This is a genomic window from Streptomyces poriferorum, assembly GCF_019399235.1.
GTDB classification, from domain to species: Bacteria; Actinomycetota; Actinomycetes; order Streptomycetales; family Streptomycetaceae; genus Streptomyces; species Streptomyces poriferorum.
In genome coordinates, this window is the sequence record NZ_JAELVH010000581.1 from 1 (window position 1) to 2,270 (window position 2,270).

The following is a 2,270-nucleotide window of genomic DNA, read 5'->3' on the forward strand; positions in this document are numbered from 1 at the left end:
CCCCTCCCCCGCTCACGCCCCCGTGCCGGGCCCCGCCCACAGCCCGTCGTCGGTCAGCCCGAGCAGGTCGATGGCGTTGCGGCGCACGATGCGGTCCACGACGTCGGCGTCCAGGTGCCCCATCTGCGCCTCACCGACCTCGCGGGACTTGGGCCAGGTCGAGTCGGAGTGCGGGTAGTCCGTCTCGTAGAGGACGTTCCCCACCCCGATCGAGTCCAGGTTCTTCAGCCCGAACGCGTCGTCGAAGAAGCAGCCGTAGACGTGCTCGGTGAACAGCTCCGACGGCGGCCGGTGGACCTTGTCGGCCACTCCGCCCCAGGCGCGGTTCTCCTCCCAGACGACGTCGGCGCGTTCCAGGATGTAGGGGATCCAGCCGATCTGGCCCTCCGCGTACATGATCCGCAGGTTCGGGAAGCGTTCGAACTTGCCGCTCATCAGCCAGTCGACCATCGAGAAGCAGCAGTTGGCGAAGGTGATGGTGGAGCCGACGGCCGGCGGGGCGTCGGCGGAGGTGGACGGCATCTTCGAGGACGAGCCGATGTGCATGGCGATCACCGTCCCCGTCTCGTCGCAGGCCTGGAGGAACGGGTCCCAGTCGTCGGTGTGGATGGACGGCAGCCCGAGATGCGGCGGTATCTCGGAGAACGCCACGGCCCGCACCCCGCGCGCGGCGTTGCGCCGGACCTCGTCGGCGGCCAGCCGGGCGTCCCAGAGCGGGACCAGGGTGAGCGGGATGAGNCGCGTCGGGCCCGCACCACTCCTCGACCATCCAGTCGTTGTACGCGCGCACCCCGAGCAGTCCGAGCTCGCGGTCCTTCGCCTCGGTGAAGGTCTGGCCGCAGAAGCGGGGGAAGGTCGGGAAGCAGAGGGCGGACTGGACGTGGTTGACGTCCATGTCGGCGAGCCGCTCGGGCACCGAGAACGACCCGGGGCGCATCTGCTCGTACGTGATGACTTCGAGCTTGATCTCGTCCCGGTCGTAGCCGACGGCGGTGTCGAGCCGGGTGAGCGGGCGGTGCAGGTCCTCGTACACCCACCAGTCGCCGATCGGCCCGTCGTCCCCCTTCGCGCCCATCACGGGCGCGAACTTGCCGCCCATGAAGGTCATTTCCTTGAGCGGCGCCCGGACGATGCGCGGTCCTGAGTCCGCGTACTTGGACGGGAGCCGGTCCCGCCAGACATGAGCGGGCTCCACCGTGTGGTCGTCCACCGAGATGATCTTCGGGAAGGTCTCCATGCGTACCAAGGTAGCGTTGATCTGACGAACCGTCAGCTGTTAGGCGCGTCCGGAAGTCCGGACGCGCCCCCGGGACGGGGCCCCGTTCCACAATCGTTGTCGAGGGCTTGTGCAGAGAGTCACCCACTGCTGACGCGCGCCCCGTTCACAAGGCAGACTGTTGACGGCGATACCAACGGTATGGAGCAATCCGGATGGTCCAGGTGAATCCGGATATATGCCAGGTGCCGGGCAGCGCACAGAGCGGGACAAGGAGACAGCAATGGGCCGTGACAACGGGCCACGGGTACGCGTTCCGGAGCAACGCGCCCCGGAACGGGCGGCGGTGGAGGAGGCCGGGCTGTACTTTTCCCTGCTCGGCCCGGTGAGGGCCCGGCGGGGCGAGGAGTCACTGCCCTCCGGCTCACCCCAGCAGCGCGCCCTGCTGGCGGCCCTGCTGCTCAGGGGCGGCCGCACCGCGACGGCCGCCGAACTCATCGACGCCATCTGGGGCGAGGACCCGCCCTCCCAGGCCCTGGCCGCGGTACGCACCTATGCCTCGCGCCTCCGCAAGACCCTGGGCCCCCTGACCCTGGCGAGCGATTCCGGCGGGTACGCGATGCGGATCGGGCCCGAGGCACTCGACCTGACGGTGGCCCAGGACCGCGCTTCCGACGCGGAGAAGGCCCGGGCCTCGGGCGACCGCTGCCGGGCCAGGACCCTGCTGAACGAGGCGCTGGGCCGCCAGGCCGAGGCCCTCGCCGTCTACGCCGACACCCGGCGGCTGCTCGCCGAGGAGCTGGGTGTCGACCCGCGCCCCGAACTCGCCACGCTCCAGCAGCGGATCCTGCGGGCGGACGAGGAGCTGGCCCGCCCGGTCGACGAACCCGCACCGGCCTCGGCACCGGTTCTCCCGGCGCAGCTCCCCGCCACGGTGCCGGACTTCACCGGACGCTCCTCCTTCGTCCGCGAGCTGGGCGACCGCCTGGCCACCGCGGAGGGCTCGGTCATGGCCGTCTCGGCCCTCGCGGGCATCGGCGGCGTCGGCAAGACG

General features: G+C 70.7%; 1 protein-coding gene and 1 pseudogene. One reads left to right on the top strand and one right to left on the bottom strand.

Going from position 1 to position 2,270, the window contains the following annotated elements; all coding sequences use genetic code 11:
- Nucleotides 1-12: 12 nt before the first annotated feature.
- Nucleotides 13-1,237 (bottom strand): annotated as a pseudogene (locus JGS39_RS39800) (amidohydrolase family protein).
- 262 nt (nucleotides 1,238-1,499) lie between these two features.
- On the opposite strand from JGS39_RS39800, the gene JGS39_RS39805 reads away from it, so the two are divergent.
- The coding region (locus JGS39_RS39805) for an AfsR/SARP family transcriptional regulator (protein ID WP_219574626.1) at nucleotides 1,500-2,270 on the top strand (771 nt) is incomplete at its 3' end.